Origin of the sequence: Massilia putida (genome assembly GCF_001941825.1) — a bacterium.
In the GTDB taxonomy this organism is placed as follows: Bacteria; Pseudomonadota; Gammaproteobacteria; order Burkholderiales; family Burkholderiaceae_D; genus Telluria; species Telluria putida.
In genome coordinates, this window is the sequence record NZ_CP019038.1 from 2,497,459 (window position 1) to 2,514,106 (window position 16,648).

19 protein-coding genes are annotated in these 16,648 nt (G+C 66.8%); 14 read left to right on the plus strand and 5 right to left on the minus strand.

The genetic code is table 11. The features are described 5' to 3' along the window. Positions 1 to 99: 99 nt before the first annotated feature. The 3 genes from yghU to BVG12_RS13325 all read left to right on the plus strand — a co-directional run bounded on the left by yghU (position 100) and on the right by BVG12_RS13325 (position 3,408). Positions 100 to 960 carry a glutathione-dependent disulfide-bond oxidoreductase gene (gene yghU, locus BVG12_RS13315; RefSeq protein ID WP_075792807.1) on the plus strand — a complete coding sequence of 287 codons (861 nt, stop codon included), beginning with the start codon at positions 100 to 102 and terminating at the stop codon, positions 958 to 960. Positions 961 to 1,171: 211 nt separating this feature from the next. Then, entirely contained in the window at positions 1,172 to 1,855 is a 684-nt protein-coding gene (locus BVG12_RS13320; RefSeq protein ID WP_075792808.1) for a PRC-barrel domain-containing protein, read from the plus strand. Positions 1,856 to 2,202: 347 nt separating this feature from the next. Continuing rightward, positions 2,203 to 3,408 carry a glycosyltransferase family 9 protein gene (locus BVG12_RS13325; protein WP_083685010.1) on the plus strand — a complete coding sequence of 402 codons (1,206 nt, stop codon included), beginning with the start codon at positions 2,203 to 2,205 and terminating at the stop codon, positions 3,406 to 3,408. A 42-nt stretch (positions 3,409 to 3,450) separates the two neighbouring features. Here the strand turns inward: BVG12_RS13325 and BVG12_RS13330 are convergent, their stop codons facing one another. Then, complete coding sequence (locus tag BVG12_RS13330; RefSeq protein ID WP_075792809.1) at positions 3,451 to 3,807, minus strand: DUF6404 family protein; 357 nt, start codon at positions 3,805 to 3,807, stop codon at positions 3,451 to 3,453. 155 nt (positions 3,808 to 3,962) lie between these two features. Here BVG12_RS13330 and BVG12_RS13335 point away from each other — a divergent pair, with 155 nt between their 5' ends. The 3 genes from BVG12_RS13335 to BVG12_RS13345 all read left to right on the plus strand — a co-directional run bounded on the left by BVG12_RS13335 (position 3,963) and on the right by BVG12_RS13345 (position 6,664). After that, positions 3,963 to 4,430 (plus strand): MarR family winged helix-turn-helix transcriptional regulator, encoded by a 468-nt coding sequence (locus BVG12_RS13335; RefSeq protein WP_083685016.1) that lies wholly within the window; start codon positions 3,963 to 3,965, stop codon positions 4,428 to 4,430. Then, a complete protein-coding gene (locus BVG12_RS13340) occupies positions 4,420 to 5,919 on the plus strand; it encodes an MDR family MFS transporter (protein ID WP_075792810.1) in 1,500 nt (499 codons plus the stop codon). The genes BVG12_RS13335 and BVG12_RS13340 overlap by 11 nt, the downstream gene beginning before the upstream one ends. Before the next feature lie 265 nt (positions 5,920 to 6,184). Next, on the plus strand, positions 6,185 to 6,664 hold the full coding sequence (locus BVG12_RS13345; protein WP_075792811.1) for a VOC family protein: 480 nt from the start codon (positions 6,185 to 6,187) through the stop codon (positions 6,662 to 6,664). A 16-nt stretch (positions 6,665 to 6,680) separates the two neighbouring features. Here the strand turns inward: BVG12_RS13345 and BVG12_RS13350 are convergent, their stop codons facing one another. After that, a complete protein-coding gene (locus tag BVG12_RS13350) occupies positions 6,681 to 6,929 on the minus strand; it encodes a hypothetical protein (protein ID WP_075792812.1) in 249 nt (82 codons plus the stop codon). Between the two features lie 381 nt (positions 6,930 to 7,310). Here BVG12_RS13350 and BVG12_RS13355 point away from each other — a divergent pair, with 381 nt between their 5' ends. Both BVG12_RS13355 and BVG12_RS13360 read left to right on the plus strand, forming a co-directional pair. Beyond that, positions 7,311 to 9,953: a glycoside hydrolase family 3 C-terminal domain-containing protein gene (locus BVG12_RS13355; protein WP_083685709.1), complete on the plus strand. Its 2,643-nt coding sequence runs from the start codon at positions 7,311 to 7,313 to the stop codon at positions 9,951 to 9,953. A 20-nt stretch (positions 9,954 to 9,973) separates the two neighbouring features. Next, positions 9,974 to 10,912, plus strand: coding sequence for an alpha/beta hydrolase (locus BVG12_RS13360; RefSeq protein WP_075792813.1), 939 nt, complete (start codon positions 9,974 to 9,976; stop codon positions 10,910 to 10,912). 147 nt (positions 10,913 to 11,059) lie between these two features. Here BVG12_RS13360 and BVG12_RS13365 read toward each other — a convergent pair whose 3' ends face one another. Then, positions 11,060 to 11,506: an FKBP-type peptidyl-prolyl cis-trans isomerase gene (locus BVG12_RS13365; RefSeq protein ID WP_075792814.1), complete on the minus strand. Its 447-nt coding sequence runs from the start codon at positions 11,504 to 11,506 to the stop codon at positions 11,060 to 11,062. Positions 11,507 to 11,730: 224 nt separating this feature from the next. Between BVG12_RS13365 and BVG12_RS13370 the strand changes: the two genes are divergently transcribed. The 4 genes from BVG12_RS13370 to BVG12_RS13385 all read left to right on the plus strand — a co-directional run bounded on the left by BVG12_RS13370 (position 11,731) and on the right by BVG12_RS13385 (position 13,902). Continuing rightward, complete coding sequence (locus BVG12_RS13370; RefSeq protein ID WP_075792815.1) at positions 11,731 to 12,531, plus strand: HDOD domain-containing protein; 801 nt, start codon at positions 11,731 to 11,733, stop codon at positions 12,529 to 12,531. 41 nt (positions 12,532 to 12,572) lie between these two features. Continuing rightward, positions 12,573 to 12,989: a secondary thiamine-phosphate synthase enzyme YjbQ gene (locus tag BVG12_RS13375; RefSeq protein ID WP_075792816.1), complete on the plus strand. Its 417-nt coding sequence runs from the start codon at positions 12,573 to 12,575 to the stop codon at positions 12,987 to 12,989. A 25-nt stretch (positions 12,990 to 13,014) separates the two neighbouring features. Then, a complete protein-coding gene (locus BVG12_RS13380; RefSeq protein WP_075792817.1) occupies positions 13,015 to 13,209 on the plus strand; it encodes a hypothetical protein in 195 nt (64 codons plus the stop codon). Positions 13,210 to 13,305: 96 nt separating this feature from the next. After that, on the plus strand, positions 13,306 to 13,902 hold the full coding sequence (locus BVG12_RS13385; protein ID WP_075792818.1) for a YdcF family protein: 597 nt from the start codon (positions 13,306 to 13,308) through the stop codon (positions 13,900 to 13,902). Here the strand turns inward: BVG12_RS13385 and BVG12_RS13390 are convergent. Continuing rightward, positions 13,874 to 14,734, minus strand: a complete 861-nt coding sequence (locus BVG12_RS13390; RefSeq protein ID WP_075792819.1) for a dioxygenase family protein — start codon at positions 14,732 to 14,734, stop codon at positions 13,874 to 13,876. The genes BVG12_RS13385 and BVG12_RS13390 overlap by 29 nt on opposite strands. A 261-nt stretch (positions 14,735 to 14,995) precedes the next feature. Here BVG12_RS13390 and BVG12_RS13395 point away from each other — a divergent pair, with 261 nt between their 5' ends. Further along, positions 14,996 to 15,508 carry a DUF6622 family protein gene (locus tag BVG12_RS13395; RefSeq protein WP_075792820.1) on the plus strand — a complete coding sequence of 171 codons (513 nt, stop codon included), beginning with the start codon at positions 14,996 to 14,998 and terminating at the stop codon, positions 15,506 to 15,508. A 13-nt stretch (positions 15,509 to 15,521) separates the two neighbouring features. Here BVG12_RS13395 and BVG12_RS13400 read toward each other — a convergent pair whose 3' ends face one another. Beyond that, positions 15,522 to 16,010 carry a DUF2214 family protein gene (locus BVG12_RS13400; protein ID WP_218921055.1) on the minus strand — a complete coding sequence of 163 codons (489 nt, stop codon included), beginning with the start codon at positions 16,008 to 16,010 and terminating at the stop codon, positions 15,522 to 15,524. 41 nt (positions 16,011 to 16,051) lie between these two features. Between BVG12_RS13400 and BVG12_RS13405 the strand changes: the two genes are divergently transcribed. Beyond that, positions 16,052 to 16,645, plus strand: a complete 594-nt coding sequence (locus BVG12_RS13405) for a TetR/AcrR family transcriptional regulator (protein ID WP_075792821.1) — start codon at positions 16,052 to 16,054, stop codon at positions 16,643 to 16,645. The last annotated feature ends 3 nt before the right edge of the window (positions 16,646 to 16,648 follow it).

Consider the following 16,648-nt stretch of genomic DNA (forward strand, 5'->3'; position numbering starts at 1 on the left):
GGCCCCCGCCTGCGCGGAGGCGGCGGATTGCGGCGCCAGCACGAACATGACTTTTCGGGCATCATTTCTTCTCCCACCGAGCCACAGAGGAGAAGTGCAATGTCCGACCCCACGAACCCGTTCGCGACCCCGTACGTCCCGCCGCGGGTCTGGTCCCCCGCGACGCCCTCGGGCGGCGCGTTCGCCAGCATCAACCGCCCGGTCGCGGGCAAGACCCACGAGCAGGAACTGCCGGTCGGCAAGCATCCGCTGCAACTGTATTCGCTGGGCACGCCGAACGGGCAAAAGGTCACCATCATGCTCGAGGAGCTGCTGGCCGCCGGCCACGCGGGCGCCGAATACGACGCCTGGCTCATCAAGATCAACGAAGGCGCCCAGTTCGGCAGCGGCTTCGTCGAGATCAATCCGAACTCGAAGATTCCGGCCCTCGTCGACCGCAGCCACCAGCAACCCGTGCGCGTGTTCGAGTCCGGCTCCATTCTCGTGTACCTCGCGGAAAAATTCGGCAGCGCGTTCCTGCCGCAAGACATCCCGGCCCGCACGGAAACCTTCAACTGGCTGATGTGGCAGATGGGCTCGGCGCCATTCGTCGGCGGCGGCTTCGGCCACTTTTACGCGTATGCGCCGGAAAAACTGGAATATCCGATCAACCGCTACGCGATGGAAACGAAGCGCCAGCTGGACGTGCTCGACCGCCTGCTGGCCGAGCGCCGCTTCGTCGCCGGCGACGAGTACACCATCGCCGACATGGCGATCTGGCCGTGGTACGGCGGCCTCGTGCTGGGCGAGCTGTACGACGCCGGCGAATTCCTGGCCGTGCACCAGTACCAGCAGGTGCGGCGCTGGGCCGACGAGATCCGCGCGCGCCCGGCCGTGATCCGCGGCCGCAAGGTCAACCGCGTGCGCGGCAAACCCGAGGAACAGGTGCCCGAACGCCACGACGCGTCGGACCTCGACTGATCTGCGGCCGCGCGCTCTTTCTCCGTGTCTAACGCGCGCATGACGATCCCGATAGTCGCTACTATCGCCCGGTCGGCGCTGGCATTTCGCGAGACCGCCGGACCGCGTTCGCACACGATTGACTGAACGCAAACGCGTCCCGACCGGTCCCCTTACCCTGGATGGGTTGCCGCACCGACGGCCCTGCAATCATCGATACCAGGAGGACGAGATGACGTACGCAGATCGCGACAAATACGGCATGTACAAAGCCACGGACACCAGCTCGGGCCATGCCGGCCCCGGCCCGGCGCTGATGGGCGCCGACACCCTCATCGGCGACAGTGTCGTCAACGCCAACGACGACGACCTGGGCGACATCAAGGAAATCATGCTCGACATGCAGACCGGCCAGGTCGCCTACGCCGTGCTGTCCTTCGGCGGCTTCCTGGGCATGGGCGACAAGCTGTTCGCCGTGCCCTGGCAGGCGCTGCACCTCGACACCGTCAACAAGCGCTTCGTGCTCGACATCGACAAGCAGCGCTTGCAGAACGCCCCGGGCTTCGACAAGGATGCCTGGCCCGACATGGGCGACGCCCAATGGGCCCAGCAAATCCACACCTTCTACGGCACCGACCCGACGCGCCCCGGCGCGCCCAGCATGGGACCGAACGTGGCGATGCGCGGGATGGTCGGCGGGTCCGGCGCAGGTGCCGGCACGGGCGCGGGCGCCGGCATGGGCTCGATGGGCGCCGGCCACGCAGGCTCGGCCGGCACGGGCGCGGGCACGGGCACCGGCACGGGTGCCGGCAGCGGGCTCTCGGGCGGCGGTGCCGGGGGCAGCCTCGACCCGCAGTCCGGGACGACCGGCAGCGACACGGACCTGAGCAAGATCCGCGGCAGCAACCTCGGCTGACGGCCTGAACGGCACGCCAGCAACACCCCACCCGCTCACGGCCGGCAGTGCCGGCCGTGAGCGGTATGGCGCCCCATCACGCCCCTCAATACGTGTTGTTACTAACTTGTAATCTCAACAGTGCATCGTTTTTCCATGCATTCTGGCAGACTGACGGGATGCAATATTTACGAATCAACACCTTCATGACACAAACGCGTGCAACGCGGACGTCATTGAAATCTGCTAATTCTTAACAAAAGCTTTACCCAACTTTACAGTCGCGGCCGTTCTACCACGGCCATTCGCCCTCTACAATCACCGAATCGTCCACATGACCATCCGCCCTTCGACTTCGACATCGCACCATGAAAATCTCGAGTGATCAGACGCTGAAACTGGACAGCTGGGGTGGGCGGACGCGTCCGGGCGCGTTCGAGGCGGACTGGCTGGCGGACCCGCTGTCGCGCACGGCGCTGGTCGACCGCGCCCTGCTGGCCCGCGCCGACAAGATCCTGTTCATCGCCCACCTGGCGCTGGGCGACTTCACTTACCTGCAAAGCTGCTTCGCCGCCTTCGCGCGCGCCTTCCCGCACGTAAAAATCCACCTGTGGGTCGACGAGCGCCGCCGCACGAACCGGGCGGCGGACTGGCCGCACCTGAAAAAATACGCGCTGTACGACTGGCTGGCCGAGTGCCCCTACATTGCCAAGGTCTATAACGAAACCTACAGCCCGGCGCTGTACAAGGCGTCGCTGCAGGAAGCGCAGCGGCACGACTACCCGATCGTCGTGTCGCTCGCCGTGCTCGACCGCCACAAATACGCCAGCATGGCGCGCAAGATCAGCCCGCACGGCTTCGTCGTGGGCCAAAAGAAACGCGTACGTCCCTACGACCTGCCCAAGCACCTCATCTACCGCAAGCTGGATGCGTTCATTCCCGCCTACAACGCGGCATCGCATCCCGACCAGCACATCAGCGACATCTATGCCGACTGGTTCACGCAATTATTCGGCATCACGATCCCGCCGGTCGCCCGCTATCCCGTGCTGTCGATCCCCGAACGGTGGATGGATTACGCGCACGACCAGTTCACCGCCTGGGGATTCGGCGGCGCCAAGGCCGTCTTCCTGAATGCGTATTCGAAGTCGGTCGAGCGCTCGTGGCCGCTGGAACGGGTCATCGAACTGATCCGCACGATGCGGCAGGACGCCGCGTGGCGCGACGCCGGCTTCATCGTCAACGTCGTCCCCGAAGACCTGGCGCGCGCCCGTGCCCTGTTCGCCGGGCAGGATCTCGCGCGCACCCACCTGTTCAGCGCCGAAGACAATTTCTTCCAGCTGCCGGCCATCCTCAGCCTGTGCAAGCTGATCGTCTCGGTCGAGACGGCCGTCATGCACCTGGCGAACGCCGTGCACGTTCCCGTCATCGCGTTGATGCGTCAAAAGAATCCGGAATGGGCGCCGATCGACAAGCGCAACAGCACCGTCATCACGGTGGCGCGGCGCGACGACTGGGTCGACAGGATCGGCGTGGACGAGGTGATGGCGGCGCTGGCCCGGCAGACGGTCTGACGCCCTCTCAGGAAGTGATGGGCGCGGCCAACGCTTCGGCCGCTACTCCCGGCCCAGCGCTTCCCACGCCGGCAGCGCGAATTCCCTGCGCTCGCGCGCATACAACCACGCCATCAGCAGGCCGAAACACGCGCCCGCGATGACGGCCCTGAGCGCCACGCCGGCGATGCCGATGCCCTGATGGGACCACACCAACGTCCACATGAACCCACCCCAGACGCAAGCGAACCAGACGCCGTAGACGATGGCGATGCTGGCGAAGCCGAGGAAATGGGGCGGGCGCACGTTGATCCCGAGTTTCCACAGCATCCGGAACAGCAGCGGCTCGGCATGATGGCGCGACAGGCCGCGCGCCAACAGCACGGCAAGGGAACGATCCAGTTGTACTCGAAAATGCATGGCCACGGTGTGTTCGGCGCCTGTTTAGATATTGAACAGGCAGAGCCGCCACCTTATCAAATGCGCCAGCGAAAAAATGCGTGCATTGTCACGGACACATCATTTGCATGCACTGCCCCGTTGTCGCAATATAGTTAGGTAGCCTACCTATATTAATGATGACCGACTCACACGCAACCAGGCAGGACGCACGGGTCCAGCGCCTGTCCGAAGACTTGCGCACGGCGCTCAAGGGCCTCGTGCGCCAGATGCGGCGCGACACGGACCGCCAGGAACAGGGCCTGTCGCTGATGCAGGCGATGCTCCTGCACCTGATCCATGAACATCCCGGCATCGGCGTGGCCGAGCTGGCGCGCATGCAGCAGGTGCGCAGCCCGACCATGAGCGGCCAGGTCAAGGCGCTGGAAGCGGCCGGCCTCGTCGAGCGCGCCGCGCCTTTGGCACCCGACCGGCGCCGCAGCAGCCTGCACGTCAGTCCCGCGGGCCATAAAGCCCTGCGCCAGCTGCGCGACCGCCGGCACGACTGGCTGTCGCAACGCATCGCCCGCCTGGCGCCCGATCAGATGGACGCGCTCGCCGGCGCCATCGACGCCCTCAACATCCTGGCCGACCATGAAACTTGACATCCCCGCCGACGCGCGCGAAATCCGTTCCGTCTACCTTGCCCTGATGGCCGTGCTGGGCCTCGGCGCGCTCGACCAGAGTATCGTCGCCACCGCCCTGCCCCGCATCGTCGGCGACCTGGGCGGCATGGCCCATCTGTCGTGGGTCGTCACGGCGTACGTGCTCGCCTCCACCGCGACGATGCCGCTGTACGGCAAGCTGGCCGACCAGTACGGCCGCCGTCCGATGATCTTCACGGCGCTCGCTTGCTTCCTGCTCGGCTCCGTGCTGTGCGGCTTCGCGCAGAGCATGACGCAGCTGATCGCCTTCCGTGCCATCCAGGGCATGGGCTCCGGCGGCTTCATGCCGCTGGCGCAGATCATCATCGGCGACCTCGTGCCGCCGAAGGAACGCGCGCGCCGCCAGGGCTCCATCGCCATCGTGTTCGCCGTCACCAGCGTCCTCGGCCCCGTGCTGGGCGGGGTCATGACGGATCTGCTGTCGTGGCACTGGATCTTCTTCATCAACCTGCCCGTCGGCGCCCTGGCCTTCTACGCCATCGCGCACTCGCTGCGCAAGCCCGCGATCACGCACACGCACCGCATCGACTATCTCGGCTCGGTGCTGCTCACCGTGTCGATCACCGCCCTCCTGCTGATCCTCGCGCTGGGCGGCACGGAATGGGCGTGGGATTCGATCCAGATGCGGGTCTGCGCCGCGCTCGCGGTGGCGCTGAGCGCGTGGCTGCTCGTGCACCTGCGCCGCGCGGCCGAACCCGTGCTGCCGCCGGACCTGTTCGCGAACCGCGTCTTCAACATCGCCAGCATCGTGATGGCGCTGACCTTCATGGGCCTGATGGGCGCCAGCGTGTTCTTTCCGCTGTTCTTCCAGCTCGTGATGGGCAGCAGCCCGGCGCATTCGGGCATGATGACGGTGGCGATGATGGTCGGGATGATCGCTTCGTCGACCCTGAACGGCCGCGTGCTCTCGCGCTCGGGCAAGTACAAGGCCGTGCAGGTGGGCGGGCTGGCGGCGGCGGTCCTCGCGTTCGGCGTCCTCGCCTGGGGCATGGACACGGCGCGCGGCTACTGGATCATCGAGCCGGCCATCTTCATGCTGGGCGCCGGTCTCGGCCTCGTCATGCCGAACATGACGGTCGCCGTGCAGAACGCCCTGCCCGTCGCGCGGCGCGGGGTGGGCACGGCGATGCTGACGTTCTTCCGCTCGCTCGGCGGCCTGCTGGGCGTGACGGGTTCCGGCGCCATCCTCGCGCACCAGGTGCACGCGCACGGCGTCAACGAGGTCGCGCGCGCGGGCGCGCACGGCGCCGCCGCCGTGCTGCCCGCGGCGCAGGCGCTGACGGTGGAAGTGTACCGCCACGCCATCGCCAACATCTTCGGCGCCGGCGCGCTGATCGTGCTGGCGGGGCTCATCGCGCTGCTGTTCCTGCCCGAGCTGCCGCTGACCGGGCATGCATCCGCGACGCCGTCCGCACCGCCGGCTGAGTGACAAAGCGCGCACATCCGGCCCTGTTTTTTGACTAAGCCAACGCGGGAATACGACACGACACAGGAGACGACATGCGAATCCGGATGGCTGGGCATGCCGCCGCTCGCCGACTACGTCAAACTGTTCGACTGCACGGCGCCCTTCATCCTGGTGCACGACCCCGCCGACCGCACCGCACGGTGCCCGTGCCACGCCGACGCTGACGTGCTATCGTGTCCGCCGGCTGCGGCAAGCAGCCCCGCCGACTCACCAACAGGAGAGAGACATGTCCAGCAAGAATACGATTTGCCTTTGGTACGACAAGGACGCACTGGATGCAGCAACGTTCTATGCGCAGACGTTTCCCGACAGCGCCGTGGGCGCCGTCCACCGCGCGCCCGGCGACTATCCCGCCGGCCAGCAGGGCAATGTCCTGATGGTCGAATTCACGGTCATGGGCATCCCGTGCCTCGGCCTGAACGGCGGTCCCGGCGTGCAGCACAACGAGGCGTTCTCGTTCCAGGTCGCGACCGATGACCAGGCGGAGACGGACCGGCTGTGGAATGCCATCGTCGGCAACGGCGGCCAGGAAAAGGAATGCGGCTGGTGCCGGGACCGTTGGGGCCTGTCGTGGCAGATCACGCCGCGCGTGCTGCTGGACGCCGTGACCGGCACCGACCGGGCCGCGGCCAAGCGTGCGTTCGAGGCGATGATGACGATGAAAAAGATCGACGTCGCGGCCATCGAGGCGGCACGGCGCGGCTGATGCCGGCCGGCGCCGCTCAGGCCCCGGGCAGTAACCGCAAGGTGGCGCCGCCCGTATCGCGCACGGCGGCCGGCGCCGGGCGCTCCGCCGCCTGGCGCGGGCCGTGCACGCAATCGAGGGCCAGCAGCGCGCCGACCGCGGCGCCATCGCCGTCTTGTTCCAGCGCCGCCATCACGGTGGCGGCCGATGCGCACAGGCGCGTGACGATGCGGGCCTGATTGCGGTCCTGCGCCTTGCCCTGGTCAAGCGCTGGCAGGGCAGTCAATACATCGGATCAAGGTCATTCTGCGCCGGACTTTTATTTACCTCAAAGAAATTTTGTTGCGCACCCGGCAATCGGCACGGCAGCACAACGGCGGATGGCGCGGCGCCCCCAATGTTATCGCATAACATCAATGTTACGTAACAACGTCATCCCTTCATTCCTCGCATCCCGGACGCGACGTACAGATATCGATTCCGATATCGGTACGCCACAATAAGTTATTGGTATCCCAACAATTCCTCCACTACATTGTGCCTCACCCGCCAGCATGACATACGCTACCAAATGCTGAGCCGGGCATGATGTTATCGCAATCATTCAACAGCCAGACTACCGTCTCTCACACATGTAAAGGTAGATCCCATGCACAAAGATAAGGCCATGCCAATTGGTCAGCCAGGAGACTTACGGCGCCGCATCCGGCGCACCGCGACCTGCGGCGCCTTGCTGCTCGCCACGGCGCTGCCGGCCGCCGCTCAATCCACCACACCACTCGATGCGCGCGCGGACGCGGACGCCCGCGCGCACGCTCTCGTCGCGCAGATGACGCTCGACGAAAAGATCGCGCAACTGCTCAACGTGGCGCCCTCCCTGCCCCGCCTCGGCATTCCCGCCTATAACTGGTGGACCGAGTCGCTGCACGGGGCGCTCGGGCCGCTGCCCACCACGAACTTCCCGGAACCGATCGGCCTCGCGGCCACGTTCGACGCGCCGCTCGTGCACCGGGTGGCGTCCGCGATCAGCACCGAGGTGCGCGCGCTGCACACGCTGGGACGCCGCACGGGGCACCTGGGCAAGATCGGCACGGGCCTCGACACGTGGTCGCCGAACATCAACATCTTCCGCGATCCGCGCTGGGGCCGCGGCCAGGAGACCTATGGCGAAGACCCGTACCTGACGGCGCAGCTGGGCGTCGCCTTCATCCAGGGCATCCAGGGACCGGACCCGGACCTGCCGGACGTCGTCGCGACACCGAAGCACTTCGCCGTGCACAGCGGGCCGGAATCGACGCGCCACACGGCCGACGTGTTCGTGTCGCGCCACGACCTCGAAGACACCTACCTGCCCGCCTTCCGCGCCGCCATCGTCGATGCGAAGGCCGGATCGATCATGTGCGCCTACAACCGCATCGACGGCCAGCCGGCCTGCGGCAGCGACCTGCTGATGAAGGAGCACCTGCGCGGCGCCTGGGGCTTCAAGGGCTATGTCGTCTCGGACTGCGATGCCGTCACGGACATCGCCGACCGTCACAAGTACGCACCCGATCCGGCCGCCGCCGTCGCCGTCGCGCTCAAGGCCGGGACGGACAACGAGTGCAATACGCAGACCCTCGGCGCCCCGAAGGACCTGGGCGCGCGCTACCGCGAAGCGTGGCAGCGCGGCCTGATTTCCACGAACGACATCGACCAGGCGCTCGTCCGCCTGTTCTCCGCGCGCTATCGCAACGGCGACCTGGCCGGCCTGTCCGGACGCGCGCCGAACGCGGTGCCCGTCGACGCCATCGACACGCCCGCGCACCGCGACCTCGCGCTGCAGGCCGCGAGCAAGAGCCTCGTGCTGCTGAAGAACGACGGCACGCTGCCGCTGAAGACCGGCGTGAAAATCGCGGTGATCGGTCCGCTGGCCGATGCCACGCGCGTCCTGCGCGGGAATTATTCGTCGACGCAGTCGGCGCCGCCCATCTCCGTCGCGGACGGCCTGCGCCGCGTGCTGCCGGCAGCGAACGTCACGGTCGTGCCGGCCGCCGCCTCGCTCACGGACGGCGATCCGGTCCCGACCACCGCACTGCGCACGCCCGACGGCAAACCGGGCCTGCGCGCCGAATACTTCAACGGCGGCGACGCCAAGCCGGCGTTGGTGCGCGTCGAACCGGGACTGGAATCGCATGCGCTCCAGTTCAAGGACGTCGCGGACCGGCACAAGGTCGTGTGGACCGGCTATCTCGTCGCGCCGGCGACGGGCACGTACCGCCTCGGCGTGACCGGGGTGCAGGGCGAGCTGACGGTGGCCGACAAGCCCGCCGTCAAGGCGTCGACGTATTCGCAATGGGGCGAACCGCTGGCGCTCACCGACGTGCGGCTTGAGAAAGGCCAGCGCTACCCGCTGCGCTTCCAGGCGCAGACGGGATCCACGGGCGTGCCCGGCCTGTTCTGGAAACGGATCTCGATGGCGCCCGATGCGGACCTGAAAGCGGGGACGGCGGACGCCGACGTCGTCGTCGCCGTCGTCGGCCTGACTTCCGATCTGGAAGGCGAAGAGATGGCGATCAAGGTCGACGGCTTCGCCGGGGGCGACAAGACGTCGCTGGACCTGCCGGCCGAGCAACGCGCCTTGCTGACACAGGCGAAGGCGCTGGGCAAGCCGCTCGTCGTCGTGCTGATGAACGGCAGCGCCATCGACCTGTCGTGGGCGAAGGACAATGCGGCCGCGATCCTGGAGGCGTGGTATCCGGGCCAGTCGGGCGGCCTCGCCGTCGCCGACGTCCTCGCGGGCCGCGCCGATCCGGGCGGACGCCTGCCTTTGACCTTCTACCGCGGCATCGAAGACCTGCCCCCGTTCGACGATTATTCGATGCATGGCCGCACCTACCGCTACTACGCCGGCACGCCCGTGTATCCGTTCGGCGCGGGCCTGTCCTACACGACGTTCCGCTACGCCCCGCTGCGCATCGAACCGGTCGGCGGCGCGCCGGAGAACGGCGTCGTCGTCACGACGGAAGTGGCCAACACGGGCACGCGCGACGGCGACGAGGTCGCGCAGCTGTATCTGACCCCGCCCGCGTTCGACGGTGCGCCGCGGCTCGCGCTGCGCGGCTTCCAAAGGCTGTCGCTGAAGGCCGGCGAACGGTGCCAGGTGAGCTTCCGGTTGTCGCCGCGCGATCTCAGTTTCGTCACGCGCGACGGCATCCGCCAACTGACGCCCGGCCAGTACCGGCTGAGCGTCGGCTCGGGCCAGCCGGGGACGGGCGTGGCGCAGCAGGATGGCGCACTGACGCTGAAGCAGACCGTCGTGCTGGCGCAATAACCACAACAAGGAGACTACGTATGAAAACGACACATCGATTCACGCATCTGGTGGCGGCCGGCGCCATCGCCCTCGCGTACGCGCTCGCCGCCCCCGTCCACGCGCAGAACGACAAGATGACGCCCATCGCGGCGCCCGCGCAGCCGGATGCGATCGTGCTGGGCACCGGCGCGCTGCCGGGCGCCAAGGCGCACGAGAGCTGGCACACGCAGTACGGCAGCACCTTCGCCCGCAACGTCACGGTGGCGACGCTGACGCCGTTCCTGCCCGATCCCGCGAAGGCGACGGGCGCAGCCGTCATCGTCGCGCCCGGCGGCGGCTTCAAAACGCTGTCGATGAACAATGAAGGCTGGGATGTCGCGAAGGCGCTGGCCGACAAGGGCGTCGCGGCGTTCGTATTGAAATACCGGCTGAACCAGACGCCGCAGGAGATGGACGCGTTCGAACGGGAGATGCAGAAAATGTTCTCGGGCGCGGCACGTCCCGGACGTCCGCCGACGGACAATCCGGCCGTCACGCTGGCGCCGCAGATCGCCGACGCGCGCGCCGCGTTCGCGCTCGTACGCGCGCGGGCGGCGACGTGGCACGTGGACCCGGACCGCATCGGCATGCTGGGATTTTCCGCCGGCGCGATGCTGACCATGGCGACGGCCTTGCACGGCCAGGATGCGAAGCCGGCGTTCATCGGCGACATCTACGGACCGCTGGCACCGGTCGCCGTGCCGGCCGACGCGCCGCCGCTGTTCGTCGCGCTGGCGGCGGACGACCCGTTGTTCGGCAACGGCGGCTTCGGCCTCGTCGACAGCTGGCGCGCGGCCAAGCGCCCCGTCGAATTCCACCTGTTCGAACAGGGCGGGCACGGCTTCGGCATGTATCCCAAGACGACCACCAGCACCGGCTGGTTCGACGCCTTCGCGCGCTGGCTGGGCATGCATGGCTACCTGAAGCCGGCGCACTAACAAAGCCCTGCACCTAAACCGTCATTCCCGCGAAAGCGGGAATCCATGCTGAGTATCCCGTCCGGCTCAGCATGGGGGAACAGCCCGGCGGGCTATTCCCGCATTCGGGGGAGTCGTTTCCGGCAATGCCGGGAACGACGGCGCTATTTACTGCACCGCCGTCAGCGCCACGTCGAACACGAGCCCCGCATTCGGCGGAATCTTGGTGCCCGAACCGGCCGCGCCGTAGCCCATGCTGGCCGGAATCAGCAACGTGCGCTTGCCGCCCACCTTCATGCCCAGCACGCCCTGCTCGAAGCCGGCGATGACCTGGCTCTGCCCAAGTGTGAACGAGAACGTGCCCGCGTCGAACTGCGTGCCCTTGTGGTCCGCTGCCGTATCGCTGTACAGCCAGCCGGTATAGGTCACGGTCGCGGTCTTGCCGGCCGCGGCGGCGGTACCGGTGCCGAGGACGACGTCCGTCGCGCTGAACTGCGCCGGATTCGCCACGGCGGCCGTACCGGACGACGACCCGCCGCCGCCACAGCCGGCAAGACCCAGGACAGCGACAAACACGGCAACGGAAGCGGCGGCGATGGAAGGCTTGAGTTTCATTGGATCCCTGTTCTAAGAAAAGTTTTTGTGAAAACGGGCAACATTATCCCAGGTCCATGTTCGAACTGCCTTTACATTTGTTTTACTTTGTTACAAATTCAAAATTGCTTATGTGAGAAGGCGCTGCCGCAACAATTTTCTCGAAAACAAAAAATAATTCGCTAAGGCAATCTCGTCAGGCATACACTGACTCCATCTCTTCGCCGCACGATGAAAGATGTCCCATGATCAGCCTGACGAAATTTTTTGAAGACGTAAAACTGCCCACGATTTCCGAAGTCGCCCATGCCCTGATCGCGACCCTCGACGACGAGGACGCGTCCGCCAAAAAGGTGGCGGCGGTCATCGCGCGCGATCCCGCCCTGACGGCCAAGCTGATGCGCCTGGCGAACAGCGCCCGCTTCGGTTCGCGCCGCAACGTCAGCTCGCTGGACGAAGCGATCTCGCTCTCCGGCATGGCCCACATCCGCACGCTGGCGCTGGCCGCATCCTTCTCCGATGCCTTCCCATCCCTGCCCGGCCTGGATTCCGACGAGTTCTGGAAAAGCAGCATGGCGTGCGCCGGCTACGCCAAGTGGCTGGCGGGCGGCGTCGGCATCGACGGCAGCGAGGCCTGGCTGGCCGGCATGATGCTGCGCCTGGGCGAGCTGCTGATCTACCAGGTCGCGCCGACGACATTCGCCGAGATCGAACAGCTGCCGCACCTGCCGGGCGGCCGCTGGGAGCGCGAGCAGCGCCTGCTGGGCTTGTCCGAGGGCCACATCACCGCCGAACTGGGCCGCCGCTGGAACTTCCCCGACAAGATCGTGCGCGCGCTGGAAAATTCGTCCGACCCGATGGCGGCGCACCCGTTCTGCCAGCTGGGCGGCATCATCCACCTGGCCAGCCTGCTGGCCGACACGCCGAGCGACGATCCCGCCATCCTCGACACGCTGCCGGCCGAGGTGGTCGACACGCTGCGCCTCTCGCGCGAATGGATGACGGTGCGCTTCCCGGCGCACGACTCGTTCTCCGCCGCGCCCTGAGCGCGTTCGTGTAGCATGGTCGGCATCGCAAGGAGCCGATCATGCCGCACCAAGTCATCCTCGAATTCAACACGTTCGGACGCGGCAGCCGCGACATCACCGCGGCCGTCGCCGATGCCGTCGCCCGCTCGGGCATCCGCTGCGGCCTCGCGCACGTGTTCGTCCAGCACACGAGCGCATCCCTCCTGATCACGGAAAACGCCGACCCGGACGTGCGCCACGACCTGGAAACCATCATCAGACGCCTCGTACCGGACGGCGACCCGGCCTACCGCCACGACACGGAAGGCCCGGACGACATGGCGGCGCACGCGCGCACGATGCTGACCGCCACGTCCGTGACCGTGCCGGTCGGCGACGGACGGCTGTTGCTCGGCACGTGGCAGGGCATTTATTTGTGGGAGCATCGGGTGGCCGAGCACCGGCGCAATGTCGTCGTCACGGTGCTGGGCGGCTGAACCGCAACCTGAACCGGAGGCATCGATGACCGTAAAAGTCTATCGCTACACACAGCACCCGATCGTCAATGACGAGACGTTGTCGCATGGCTACGCGACGATGGCATTCATCGTCCTCAACAAGCTGACCGCCGTACCGGACAGCGAAATGGACGTGGATCCGACGCACGTCGACGAGGAAGGGCGCTACCTGGGGCTCAACAGCAGCAGACCCACCTAGTCTCGTGACATTTCGTGCATTAATCGCGGAATATTGTCGCTACAGTATCGGTGCCCACCGCCGACACACCGATATCGATACGACGCTATAGCGAGAATGGCCAATCACCACGATCTGCAAGGAATTGCCGCATACATCATGCCGTCGTTTCCGCCGCGCGTTTCGGATCTCGGATTCCTGTTCGGGACCCGCCACGGCATCCCGGAATTTTGCGAGGCGGCCTACCGGCTCTGGCAGGACGGCATGTTCAGCCGCCTGCTGGTATCGGGTGGCCCGACCGCCTCCATGGCGCAGGCGGAGGCGGACGTCATCGCCGAACGCCTGGCCGGGCTCGGGATACCGGAAGCCGCTCTCATACTCGAGACCGCGGCCACGAACACGGGCGAGAACGTAAGGTTCGGCCGGGCCAGGCTCGCGGAGGCCATGGACCTTGCCGCGATTCGAAGTGTCGTCGTCATCGGCAAAATATGCTCGACACGGCGCTACCTGATGACGATGCAACGGCATTGGCCCGGTCTGAGCTTATCGGTTTGCCCCGTCAACTATTTCGGTGTTCCGCCCGAGCGCTGGCATGAACACGACGAGTTTCGCGCCCGCGTACTCCGCGAATTCGACAAGATCCCGCGTTATCTCGCCGCAGGCTTCCTGGAAGAGATCGATCTCATCACAGCGACACCCCGATCGTCAGCGTGACGACATAACCATTGACCGGATCCCCGCTGACGGACGCCATCTGCAGCGACGTACCGTCGCTGAACACATTGTCGGTCGCATAGCTCATCGACGCCAGGTTGCGCGCACTGGCACCGTAAGCGGTCGTCGCATACGCCTCGTTCAAGGTCGCCATCGGGAAGGTGAACTGCGACGTCTTGATGCGGTTGGCCGCGCTCGTCGCCTTCGCCAGGCTCGGGTAGACCTCGAAGTGGATATGCGGCATGCGGCCCGAGTAGCAGCCGGGGAAGATCGTCGTGAACGCGACGGTGCCCGTGCTGTCGGCCTCCTGCACGCCGCGCAGGTAGTTCTCCGTCGTCAGGCCGCTCGCGTACATCGAATAATTACCGTTGCGGTCGCAGTGCCACAGGTAGACGGCGGCGCCGGCCGCGCTGGCGCAGCTCGCGCCCACGTTCACGACCTGGAGTTTCAGCGTGGTCGGGATGCCGGCCGCCGTCGCGCCGCCGGGCGACACGCTCGTGCGGATGTCGCTGCGCACGATGCCCGACAGGGTCAGCGCATTCGCGACGCCGCTGCCGTTGCTGTTGGTGCCGTCGCCCGGGTACGGGCCACCCGTCTCCTCGGGGATGACGGCGCAGGTGCCCGTCGTGACGGTCGTGGTGCCCGTGCTGCCCGTGGACGACGACACGGTCGACGCGACCAAGTCGCCAAACGAGCCGCCGCCACCGCCGCAACTCACGAGCGGCACGGCGGCCGCGGATGCGAGCAGCCAGCGCAGCGACTGGCGCCGGCTGGACTGGGTGTCGAGCAGGCGGTCGAGGTCGTCGGCAAGGCTGTGATGTGGATGGTCCATGGATCCCCCTGGGTTACGAAACGCTGTCTGGCCCGGCTTATCGGTTTGGATGCAGCGTGCCGGGCATGCCGCGCATTGTCGGATGGGGGAACGTTAAGTGCCGTCAACCACTGTAAAGCCGCGTAAAGACGCGCTGACCGCCTGCATGTCGCGCCGCCTGGGCGCATGTCGCGCCGCCATGCTGCACTTCGTCGCATGGGCGCACGGGCGCACCGGGGCGCTGGCAAAGTAGCGCCACCTTAAACACCGACGGAGCCGACCATGCTGATCCAGATCCTGACCCACACCCCACTCTACGTCTGGGCGATCCTTGCCTTCCTCGTCTATCGCGGCACGGTCGCCATGCGCGACCGCGACGTGGAAGTGCGCAAACTGGCCATCATCCCGGCCGTGATGCTGGTCCTGTCGCTGCAGGATATGCACGCGAAATTCGGCCTCGGCGGCTTGGCGCTGGCCTCGTGGGCGGTCGCGGCGGCCGGCATGGCGCTGCTGGCCGGACTGGCCGGCACCTCGCGCCTCGAGGCCAGTCACGTGCCGGGCTGCGTGCGCGTGCGCGGCAGCCGCCTGCCGCTCGTGATGATGATGGCCGTGTTCTTCACGAAGTACGTGGCGTCCGTGGCGCTGGCCGTCGTACCGCAGTTGCGCCACGACACGCTGGTCGCCTGCGCCGTGTGTGCCCTGTTCGGCGTCTTCAACGGCTGGTTCATCGGCCGCCTGGTCAGCGATCTGGCGTCGGTCCGCATGCTGCCGGCCCCCGCGACGGTGGCCGCGTAACGTCAAAGAGGCGTCAACCCAGCCCGATCCCGCGCGCCATCATGGCCGCGAGGATCGGGATCAGTCCGAACACGTGGATCTCCAGCAGCATCAGGCGGCGCAGCGTGCCCACTTCATCCAGCGCGGGGACGAACGCGGCATCCGCCTTCGCCCGTTTTTGCCAGGCGAGGATGCGCAGCGTGGGCCGGATCGAGATCAGGCCCACGACAGCGAACGCGCCGACCTTGGCCCAGAAGACCGGGTTGTGCATGTAGAAGTCGGGGCCCTTCGCGCCGTACTTCACGCGCAGGAAGCCGACGACGAGGATCGCCAGCGCCAGCAGGCCATACGCCGCATCGAAGCGTCCCAGCAGGGTCACGGTCCTGGGCGACATCGCGGCGGGCCGCATCAGCGCCAGTTCGGCGGCCAGCACGGCCGCGAGGCCGAACACGATCAGGTGATGGACGATGGCGAGCACGAGGTCGGTCATGGCGAGGTCGCTGGACAATGATGGGAAGCTCACTGTATCCTGGCATCTTACCAGTGTCAAGATTCAACCTCGTCATGAACAATTACCACCACGGCGACCTGCGCGCCGCCCTGCTCGACGCGGCGGGAGACATCCTGCAGGAAAAGGGGTTGGAAGGATTCAGCCTGCGCGAATGCGCGCGGCGGGCCGGGACGTCGCATGCGGCGCCGGCCCATCATTTCGGCGACACGCCGGGGCTGTTGAGCGAGTTCGCCGCGCTCGGCTTCGAACGGATGGTGGCGCTGATGCGCGCGGCGCGCGCCGCCGCGGGGCCGGATGCCTGGGACCAACTGCGCGCGACGGGCCGCGCCTACATCGACTTCGCACTCGCGAACCGCGCCGCGTTCCAGCTGATGTTCCGGACCGACCGGCTCGACGCCGGACACGCGCGGCTGCGCGACGCCAGCGCGGCCGCGTTCGGGGAACTGCGCTCGGCGCTGGCTGCGCTGCACGGCGGCGACGTGGAGACACCCCGGCTGATGTTGGCCTGGTCCGCGGTGCACGGTTTTTCCACGCTGCTGCTGGAACACGCGACGGACGGCATCCGCCAGGAGACCGATGTTCAGCGGTTCAGCCGCGAGATGGGCGATGCCGTGCTGGCGCTGCTCAAGAACAGTCTGGCGCCCTGATCA

Coding starts and splice junctions, on each gene's coding strand:
- BVG12_RS13340 (WP_075792810.1), top strand. CDS start 4,420: ATGAAACTTGACATCCCCGCCGACGCGCGCGAAATCCGTTCCGTCTAC.
- BVG12_RS13370 (WP_075792815.1), top strand. CDS start 11,731: ATGATCAGCCTGACGAAATTTTTTGAAGACGTAAAACTGCCCACGATT.
- BVG12_RS13345 (WP_075792811.1), top strand. CDS start 6,185: ATGTCCAGCAAGAATACGATTTGCCTTTGGTACGACAAGGACGCACTG.
- BVG12_RS13330 (WP_075792809.1), bottom strand. CDS start 3,807: ATGCATTTTCGAGTACAACTGGATCGTTCCCTTGCCGTGCTGTTGGCG.
- BVG12_RS13355 (WP_083685709.1), top strand. CDS start 7,311: ATGCCAATTGGTCAGCCAGGAGACTTACGGCGCCGCATCCGGCGCACC.
- BVG12_RS13375 (WP_075792816.1), top strand. CDS start 12,573: ATGCCGCACCAAGTCATCCTCGAATTCAACACGTTCGGACGCGGCAGC.
- BVG12_RS13385 (WP_075792818.1), top strand. CDS start 13,306: ATGGCCAATCACCACGATCTGCAAGGAATTGCCGCATACATCATGCCG.
- BVG12_RS13360 (WP_075792813.1), top strand. CDS start 9,974: ATGAAAACGACACATCGATTCACGCATCTGGTGGCGGCCGGCGCCATC.
- BVG12_RS13380 (WP_075792817.1), top strand. CDS start 13,015: ATGACCGTAAAAGTCTATCGCTACACACAGCACCCGATCGTCAATGAC.
- BVG12_RS13335 (WP_083685016.1), top strand. CDS start 3,963: ATGATGACCGACTCACACGCAACCAGGCAGGACGCACGGGTCCAGCGC.
- BVG12_RS13365 (WP_075792814.1), bottom strand. CDS start 11,506: ATGAAACTCAAGCCTTCCATCGCCGCCGCTTCCGTTGCCGTGTTTGTC.
- BVG12_RS13395 (WP_075792820.1), top strand. CDS start 14,996: ATGCTGATCCAGATCCTGACCCACACCCCACTCTACGTCTGGGCGATC.
- BVG12_RS13325 (WP_083685010.1), top strand. CDS start 2,203: ATGAAAATCTCGAGTGATCAGACGCTGAAACTGGACAGCTGGGGTGGG.
- BVG12_RS13405 (WP_075792821.1), top strand. CDS start 16,052: ATGAACAATTACCACCACGGCGACCTGCGCGCCGCCCTGCTCGACGCG.
- BVG12_RS13390 (WP_075792819.1), bottom strand. CDS start 14,734: ATGGACCATCCACATCACAGCCTTGCCGACGACCTCGACCGCCTGCTC.
- yghU (WP_075792807.1), top strand. CDS start 100: ATGTCCGACCCCACGAACCCGTTCGCGACCCCGTACGTCCCGCCGCGG.
- BVG12_RS13320 (WP_075792808.1), top strand. CDS start 1,172: ATGACGTACGCAGATCGCGACAAATACGGCATGTACAAAGCCACGGAC.